At 65.1% G+C, this 8,502-nt stretch carries 7 protein-coding genes; 3 read left to right on the top strand and 4 right to left on the bottom strand.

The genetic code is table 11. The annotated features are described in order from the left end of the window. Positions 1-48: 48 nt before the first annotated feature. The 4 genes from GPA21_RS07490 to GPA21_RS07475 form a co-directional block, all read right to left on the bottom strand. Positions 49-798 (bottom strand): electron transfer flavoprotein subunit beta/FixA family protein, encoded by a 750-nt coding sequence (locus GPA21_RS07490; protein ID WP_168987582.1) that lies wholly within the window; start codon positions 796-798, stop codon positions 49-51. Positions 799-862: 64 nt separating this feature from the next. Continuing rightward, complete coding sequence (locus tag GPA21_RS07485) at positions 863-1,675, bottom strand: IclR family transcriptional regulator (protein WP_168987581.1); 813 nt, start codon at positions 1,673-1,675, stop codon at positions 863-865. Between the two features lie 61 nt (positions 1,676-1,736). Continuing rightward, positions 1,737-2,507, bottom strand: a complete 771-nt coding sequence (locus GPA21_RS07480) for an enoyl-CoA hydratase/isomerase family protein (protein ID WP_168987580.1) — start codon at positions 2,505-2,507, stop codon at positions 1,737-1,739. 16 nt (positions 2,508-2,523) lie between these two features. After that, entirely contained in the window at positions 2,524-4,068 is a 1,545-nt protein-coding gene (locus GPA21_RS07475) for a class I adenylate-forming enzyme family protein (RefSeq protein WP_168987579.1), read from the bottom strand. 441 nt (positions 4,069-4,509) lie between these two features. Here GPA21_RS07475 and GPA21_RS07470 point away from each other — a divergent pair, with 441 nt between their 5' ends. The 3 genes from GPA21_RS07470 to GPA21_RS07460 all read left to right on the top strand — a co-directional run bounded on the left by GPA21_RS07470 (position 4,510) and on the right by GPA21_RS07460 (position 8,493). Then, entirely contained in the window at positions 4,510-6,045 is a 1,536-nt protein-coding gene (locus GPA21_RS07470) for a 3-hydroxyacyl-CoA dehydrogenase (protein ID WP_168987578.1), read from the top strand. 2 nt (positions 6,046-6,047) lie between these two features. Further along, positions 6,048-7,250, top strand: a complete 1,203-nt coding sequence (locus GPA21_RS07465; protein WP_168987577.1) for a 3-oxoadipyl-CoA thiolase — start codon at positions 6,048-6,050, stop codon at positions 7,248-7,250. 82 nt (positions 7,251-7,332) lie between these two features. Continuing rightward, positions 7,333-8,493, top strand: a complete 1,161-nt coding sequence (locus tag GPA21_RS07460) for a TAXI family TRAP transporter solute-binding subunit (RefSeq protein WP_168987576.1) — start codon at positions 7,333-7,335, stop codon at positions 8,491-8,493. Positions 8,494-8,502: the final 9 nt, after the last annotated feature.

The following is an 8,502-nucleotide window of genomic DNA, read 5'->3' as shown; positions in this document are numbered from 1 at the left end:
CCCTTCAGACTCTGGTTGTCGTGCTCCGCAATTACAAGAATGCTCATCTCAGATCACCTTTGCCACGTTCTTGAGCTTGTCCAAAAGCTGTGCCACATCGGCCACGCGCTCGCCGGCACTGCGCTTGGGCGGCTCGGACACCTTCACCGTCTTCAGCCGCGGCGCCACCTCCACCTCCAGCGTCTGCGGCGTTACTGTGTCCAACGGCTTCTTCTTCGCCTTCATGATGTTGGGCAGCGTCGCGTAGCGCGGCTCGTTCAGCCGCAAATCGGTCGTTACCACCGCCGGCAGCCGGATCGACAGTGTCTCTAGACCCCCGTCGATTTCGCGCGTCACATTGACCACCCCGTCGCCCAGCGCTACCTTCGATGCGAACGTCGCTTGCGCCCAGCCCATCAGCGCCGCCAACATCTGCCCCGTCTGGTTCGCGTCGTCGTCGATCGCCTGCTTGCCGCAGATCACCACCTGCGGCTGCTCGCGCTCGCACACCGCTTTAAGCAGCTTCGCCACCGCCAGCGGCTGCAACTCCTCCGCACTCTCGACCAGAATCCCGCGGTCGGCACCGATCGCCATCGCCGCACGAAGCGTCTCCTGGCACTGCGACACCCCGCACGACACCGCCACCACCTCGCTCGCCAGCCCCGCTTCTTTCAGTCGAACCGCCTCCTCGACCGCAATCTCGTCGAACGGGTTCATCGACATCTTCACGTTGGCAATATCGACCCCACTGCCGTCGCTCTTCACGCGCACCTTGACGTTGTAGTCGATGACGCGCTTGACAGGGACAAGTATCTTCATGCGTTGCACTCCAGTATGTGTTCGCCGGCGGCTCGGGCCGTCCGGCAGCAAGTGGCGGCCAGGATCACAGCCGGCCCAACCGCCCCATGATCATGTTGACCAACTCGATCAGCCTCGGACGGACCTCATCGAGCAGGAATTGCGGCGCCAGGTTGAAAGCCGGTCCGCCCACGTTGATCGACATCAGCGGCAGACCTTCGCCGGGCTGAAAGGCCATCGCGATCGCGTTGACATCCTTTTGCCATTCGCCGAAAGAACTGCAACACCCTGTCTCGTGGAATTCCTCCATTGATCGTTCTATGCCCGCCTGGATTCGCGGCCACGCCAGCTCGTCGAGCTCGCGTATGCGTTCCATCAATCCTTGGCGTTCGGTATCCGGACACACGGCAAGGTAGGCGCGACCCATTGCGGTGGTACCGATCGGAATGCGCGACCCCACATCCAGGCTGAGCGTCAGTGCCGATTGGCTGCGGCAGTTCTCCACGTAAATCATGCTCAGCTTGTCGCGGATTCCGAGCGAAACCATTCCCTTGGAAAAGTCCGCGAGTTCTTGCATCAGCGGTCGGGCGATTTGGCGCACATCGAGCTTGGACAGAATCGCGCTACCCAGCGCGAGCGTGGCGGTGCCCAACCGGTACTTTCCAGACCCGGGGACCAGGTGCAGGTATCCCAACTTGGTTAGCGTGTAGGTAAGCCGCGCTACGGTCGATCGCGGCAGTTTGCAGGCATCTGCGATTTCCTGGTTGCCCAGCAGTTGGTCACCGCTGCGGAAACTGGACAGCACCTCCAGCCCGCGAGCAAGGGCGGTCACGAAATGCCGATCTTCCTTGGCGTTGCTGCGCGGGTTGTCCAAATCGATATCTTGCGTCCTGTCCATTCGATGAGTCCTTTGTGCCTGTTTTGCCGTGTTCGGAAAATCCCATGCGTGGCGCTCCCGGTTATCGTGGGACCTCGGTGGGCTTGCTGTTCGCGCGGCGCTCTAAGAAACGCTCAAAGCCGGCCTGCACTTCGTAGTTTCGCAAACACTCCCCGAAGTGCAGCGCCTCGTAGGCGAACGCGTGCTGTATAGCCCCCTCGTCGGCATGCCGCAACATTTTCTTTGTGAGCCGGAGCGCGTCGCCCGGCAATCCTGTGAGCTCAAGCGCAAGCGCGTGCGCCTCTTCCCGTACCGCGCCCGCGCTGGCGAGCGAACTTGCGAGACCGCTTGCCAGCGCTTCCGCCGCGTCGAAGGGTCTTGCGCGCAACAGCCAGTCGTTCGCCGTGCGCACACCGACCCGCTTCGGCAGCAGATAGCTGGACGCCCCTTCCGGGCACAAGCCGAGAGCGACGAATGGCAGCCGGAACCGCGCCTGCGGGTCGACCACGACAAAGTCGCAGTGCAGCAGCAGGGTCACGCCCACGCCCTGCGCATTACCCTCCACCGCGGCGACAACCGGCTTGGTCATGGCAGCGAGCTGACGCAGGAAGCGCATGCCCGGGCTGTCCCCGGCGGGACGCGGACGCCGGAAATCGTTCAAATCGCTGCCGGCCGAAAAATGTCCGCCGGCGCCCTGCAACACGATCACGCCCACCGTGTCGTCTCCTTCGGCAGCGGCGAGGGCCTTGGTCAGCGCGTCGTAGGTCTCCCAGTCGAGCGCATTGCGCACCGCCGGGCGGTTGATCGTCAGCGTGGCGACACGATCGCGGTCTTCTACGAGGAGTTTGTCCATATCAGGCAGATTTCCTTCAGCGACCGCCATCGAGGATTGCGGCCATGCGCCGCAGTTCCGCCTTGAGGATCTTGCCACTCGGCGCCGCGGGCAGGTGCGCCACCACGATGCGCGCAGGGATCTTGTATGGCGAGAGGTTCTCGCGCAGATGCGCCTGCAAGGCCGCCATGTCGATCTCGCACTCCTCGACCGCCTCGACGAAGGCGATCACTTCCTCGTTGCTCTCGACATCCCTGCCGACGACCGCAGACTGCATCACCGCGGGGAAGGCGTTCAGCACCTGCTCGACCTCCGCCGGGTACACATTGAAGCCGGAGCGGATGATCAGCTCCTTGGCGCGCCCGACGATAAACACCGCTCCGTCCGGCTCGATCCGCGCCAGGTCGCCGGTGCGCAGCCATCCGCCAGGCAGGAAGGTCGCGGCGGTCTGTTCCGGCGCGCGGTAATAGCCCTTCATGACGTTGGGACCCCGCACGCACAGTTCGCCGACGCCCTCGGCGCCCCCGGCGGCGCCTTCCTCGTCGTAAAGCTTCACCTCAATGCCCGGGATTGGCTGCCCCACCGAACAATCGGTGCGCGGAGGATCCATGCGCGTCTGGCAGATCGACGGCGATGTCTCAGTCATTCCATAGCCGTTGTTGAGGGTGATGCCGAAGACGCGCTCGAAACCCTCCTTGACCGGCGCAGTCAAGGGCGACCCCCCGGCCTGGGCAACCCGCAGGCGTGGCGCCTCGAAACCCTCGGGATTGCGCCCCACCCAGTCGGTCAGCCGTGCATACATGGCCGGCACGCCATGCAGCACTGATACGCCTTGCGTCGCGATCGCGCGCGCCATGTGATCCGGCTGGAAGCGCGACACCAGCAACAGGCGGGCGCCGCTAATCAGGGTTGCCGACAACAACGAGGACAAGCCATAGACATGCGAGAGCGGCAACACGCCATACACCACATCCTCGGGCACCATGTTGCGCATGCGGCGGGTGTTCTCGCCCACGAACATCAGGTTCGCATGGGTCAGCATCACCGCCTTGGCGGCACCAGTGGTGCCGGAGGTGTAGACCAGCGCAGCAACCTGCTCATCGGCCGCTTCGAACAACGGTTCCGGCACCGCGTCTGCGAGCGGGCCCACACTGATCGGCCCGACCAACGGAAACGCCACTGGCTCCGCACCGAAGTGCTGGGCATGCTGACCCGCTTCGAGCGACACGCGATCGAAATAAAGCGCACGTCGCGCGCCGGAATGTTCGATGTAGTTGGCGATCTCGCGTGACGACAGGCGCGCATTCACGGTTGCGGACCAGGCATCCAGCGCGCTGATCGCGAGGATGGAAACACACAAGGCGACACAGTTCTCGGCCACCAGGAGTACGCGGTCGCCCGGTCGGACGCCTAGGCCGGCGAGCACTTGGGCCGCCTCGTTCACCGCACGATCGAGTTCCGTATAGCTCAGCGTGACACTGCCGTCGTCGAGCGCAACCGCATCCGGACGCGCCCGAACCCAAGGAGCGAACATCTGATGGATTCTGCGCGCAGGCGTCGAAGCCGCGGGGGAAAGAGTCATCGCCTAACCTCGTCGTTCAAGAAAATGAGTACCGTCGGGAGTTCGGAAGCCCCCCGATGAGCGCGAATCTTTGCACAGGTTCTCGGCAACATCAATACAAAAATGGACAACGTAGCTGCATAGCGGAATTGTTCGGTGCAGTAGCCGGATGCCCTAGGCCGCCGCGCGGAAGCCGGGCGGGCAACCCCTCGCCGGCGACGGCTGCCGATCGACGCACTCGCGAGAAACCACGGCGCTTCCGCCGGCAATTCCCGAATCGCCTGTGATCGGGCGGGATGAACGCCCGCCGCGTCCGCGACCCGATCACAAAAGGATTGACAAGCCGGTAGTGAGGCGTCTAGATTTCGTCCGGCCAGCAGATGTTATGTCTGCACTGCAGATCTCAGAATTCAAAACGGGCGCTATACTTCAGAGTGCGCCTCACGAGGGAACCGATTCGCCATGACGACAAAACAGTCCGAAACGAGCCGCAGCATCCGCAGCATCGGTATCGTGGGTTGCGGCCAGATGGGCGCAGGCATCGCCCAGATCGCGGCGCAGGCCGGTTATCGCGTGATGCTCCAGGACACCCGTGCCGACGCCGCGCGCAACGCCTGCTCGACGCTCGCGCGTACCTGGGCGCGCCTAGTCGAGAAGGGCAAGCTCACCGCCGACCAGGCCAAGGCGGCCGAGGCGCAGCTCAGCCCGGTAGAGCAACTGGAAGACCTCGCCACGTGCGATGTTGTCATCGAGGCCATCATCGAGAACCTGGAAGTCAAGCGTGCGCTGTTCGCGGATCTCGAGCGCATCATCGCGCCCGGCGCGATTCTCGCGACCAACACCTCGTCGCTTTCGGTGACCGCGATCGCAGCCGGGTTGTCCCGCCCGGAGCGCGTCGCAGGCTTCCACTTCTTCAACCCGGTGCCGCTGATGCGCATCGTCGAGGTCATCGACGGCCTGATGACCACGCCCGAGGTCGGTGACCAGTTGCTGGCCCTTGGCAAGGCATGGGGCCATGTCGCGGTTCGGACGAAGGACACGCCGGGTTTCATCGTCAATCATGCCGGACGAGGATTTGGTACCGAAGGCTTGCGGGTCCTCGCGGAGAATGTCGCTCCCATCGAGGTGATCGACCGCATCTTGCGCGACTGCGCAGGCTTCCGGCTGGGCCCTTTCGAACTGCTTGACCTCACCGGCCTCGATGTATCGACTCCGGTCATGGAGTCGATCTATCACCAGTATTTCGAAGAGCCGCGCTATCGCCCGCAGCCAATCCTCAAGACGATGCAGGCGGCCGGCCTGTTCGGTCGCAAAGTGGGACGCGGCTTTTATGTCTATGGCGACGCCGCACCCGCACCGATGGCCGAGCAGGCCTGGAACGCCTCGCCGGCAACGACCGTATGGATCGACCGCAGGCATCCCGAACTCGCCAGCCGCGCCGCCAGCCTGGCCGAAGCCTGCGGCGCGCAGGTATCCGCTGCGGACCGCCCGGAGACCGATGCACTGATCGTCGTGACACCGCTGGGCGAGGACGTCACCCATCTGATCGCGGCAGCGGGCCTGAACGCCGCGCGCACCGTGGCGATTGACACCTTGTTCGACACCGCCAAGCGTCGCGTCCTGATGGGCAGCCCCGTGCTCGCCCCGGAATGGGCCGCGCGGGCCGGCGCACTGTTCTCGTCCGACGGCGTTCCGGTGGATCTGGTCCGCGACAGCACCGGCATGATCACCCAGCGGGTGGTCGCGCACATCATCAATATCGCCTGCGAGATTGCCCAGCAGAACATCGCATCGCCCGAGGATATCGATCGTGCGGTCACGCTCGGCCTCGGCTATCCGGCCGGTCCGCTCGCATGGGGTGACCGGCTCGGCCCGGCGGTCGTGCTCGCGCTGCTCGACAACCTGGCCCGAATCAACGGCGACCCCCGCTACCGCCCCAGCCCCTGGCTGCGCCGCCGCGCCACGCTGGGACTGTCCCTGCTCACCCAAGAGGTTTGAACATGCTCGACGCCTTTATCTACGACGGTCTTCGGACCCCCTTCGGCCGCCACGCAGGCGCGCTGGCCCCTGTGCGTCCGGACGACCTGGTCGCCGCCGTGATGCGCGAACTAATCGCGCGCAACCCGTGGGACGCCGCCGACATCGAAGACGTCATCCTCGGCAACACCACCCAGGCGGGCGAGGATTCCCGCAACATCGGCCGCTTCGCGCCGCTGCTCGCAGGCTTCCCCGACACCGTGCCGGGCCAGACCGTCAACCGCCTGTGCGCGAGCGGGCTTGCGGCGGTGATCGATGCGGCGCGTGCGATCACCTGCGGCGAAGGCGAGCTCTATGTCGCAGGCGGTGTGGAGAGCATGAGCCGTGCGCCGTTCGTGCTCGGCAAGGCGGAAAGTGCCTACAGCCGCGATGCGCGCATCTACGACACCACGATCGGCGCACGCTTCCCTAACCCGCGCTTCGTCGAACAGTACGGCGGACACTCGATGCCCGAAACCGGCGACAACGTCGCGCACGAGTTCGGCATCACCCGCGATGCGGCGGATGCGTTCGCCCTGGCATCGCAGCAGCGCTACGAAACCAATCGGCAGCAAGGTTTCTACGCCGGCGAGATCTGCCCGGTGTCAGTACCGACCGGACTCAAGGCCCCGCCGACCGTCATCGATACGGACGAGCATCCGCGGGCTGAAACCACGGCCGAATCCCTTGCGCGCCTGAAGCCACTGTTCGAAGGCGGCGTAGTCACCGCCGGCAACGCCTCCGGCATCAACGATGGCGCGGTGGCGCTGATCGTCGGAAATCGTGCCACCGGAGAGCGCGTGGGCAAGGCGCCGATGGCGCGCATTCTTTCGGCTGCAGCCGCAGGCGTCCCGCCCCGCATCATGGGCGTCGGACCCGGCTACGCGATCCCCAAGGCGCTCGAGCGGGCCGGTCTGTCGCTTGCGGATGTCGACATCATCGAGATCAACGAAGCCTTCGCGTCGCAGGTGCTGGGATGCCTGAAGGTGCTCGGCATCGAAGCCACCGATCCGCGGGTCAATCCCAACGGCGGCGCGATCGCGCTCGGGCATCCGCTCGGTGCGTCGGGAGCGCGTCTCGCACTCACCGCGGCACGCGAGCTGCACCGGCGTCAGGCACGCTATGCGGTCGTGAGCCTGTGCGTGGGCGTGGGCCAGGGCCTCGCCATGGTCATCGAAAGCGTCTGATCCTCGCAGCCGGGCGTGCCCGGCCGTGCGGTTTATTGTTGTTCCATCAATAACATTGCTCTCGGAGCAGGAGGAGTCTGAAATGGGTATTCGTCTTAACCACATCCTTGCCGGTGCACTGGCGGCCGCACTGGTGCTTCCGGCCGTTTCCGCTGCCGACGTCACGCTGCCGCGTACGCTGGCCTGGTCGGCCTACGGCACGAACTCGAGCGGCTACGCCCAGGCAGTGGCCATCGGCAACATGCTGCAGAACAAATACGGCACCTCGCTGCGCGTGCTGCCGGGCGACAATGACGTGTCGCGCATGACCCCGCTGCGCACCAATCGCGTGGACATGTGCGCCTGCGGCATCGCCAGCTACTTCGGCTCCGAAGGGGTGATGATGTTCGCCGATCCCGAGTGGGGTCCGCAGCCGGTGCGCGTGATCACGACCTCGATCGCCTCGTTCGGCCTGGCCCTGGCCGTGGCCGGTGATCTGGACGTCAAGACGCCGGCCGATCTCCGGGGCAAGCGCATCGCCTATGTCCGCGGTGACGACGCCCTCAACAAGGGCACCGAGGCCTACCTCGCATTCGGCGGGCTGACCTGGAACGACGTCGAGCGGGTCGACTTCCCGGGCTATGGCCGTTCCTTCGACGGCATCATCGCCGGCCAGGCCGACGCTTCCTTCACGACCACGGTCACGCCTCCGGCCCAGCAGCTCGCGAGCAGCCCGCGCGGCATCGCCTGGCCCGAACTGGACCATAACGACACCGAAGGCTGGAAGCGGCTGACCGACACCGCACCCTACTTCCAGCCGCACAGGATCACCTCCGGCGCGGGCGGCATCAGCGCGGACAACCCCTACTACGGCGCCAGCTATCCCTACCCGATCCTGATCGCGAACGCCGATCTGAGCGAAGACACCGTGTATGGCCTGATCCGGGCGATGAACGACAACTTCGACGACTACAAGGACTCCGCACCCGGCGCGGCCGGCTATTCGCTCGAGAACCAGAACCTGAAGTGGGTCATGCCGTTCCACGAGGGCGTGGTCCGTTACTTCCGCGAAAAGGGCATCTGGACCGAGGACATGCAGGCACACCAGGACGAGCTGATCAAGCGTCAGGAACTGCTCGCCAGCACCTGGGCCACCTACATGGCCAGCAATCCGCCGCGGGACGCGGACGCTTTCCGTGACGGCTGGATGAAGGCGCGCGCCGATGCACTGACCGCCGCCGGCATGAACCCGGTCTTCGAATGATCCGACGCT

The organism is Azoarcus taiwanensis, assembly GCF_012910885.1.
In the GTDB taxonomy this organism is placed as follows: Bacteria; Pseudomonadota; Gammaproteobacteria; order Burkholderiales; family Rhodocyclaceae; genus Azoarcus_F; species Azoarcus_F taiwanensis.
This window is presented reverse-complemented; position numbering and strand designations above follow the sequence as displayed.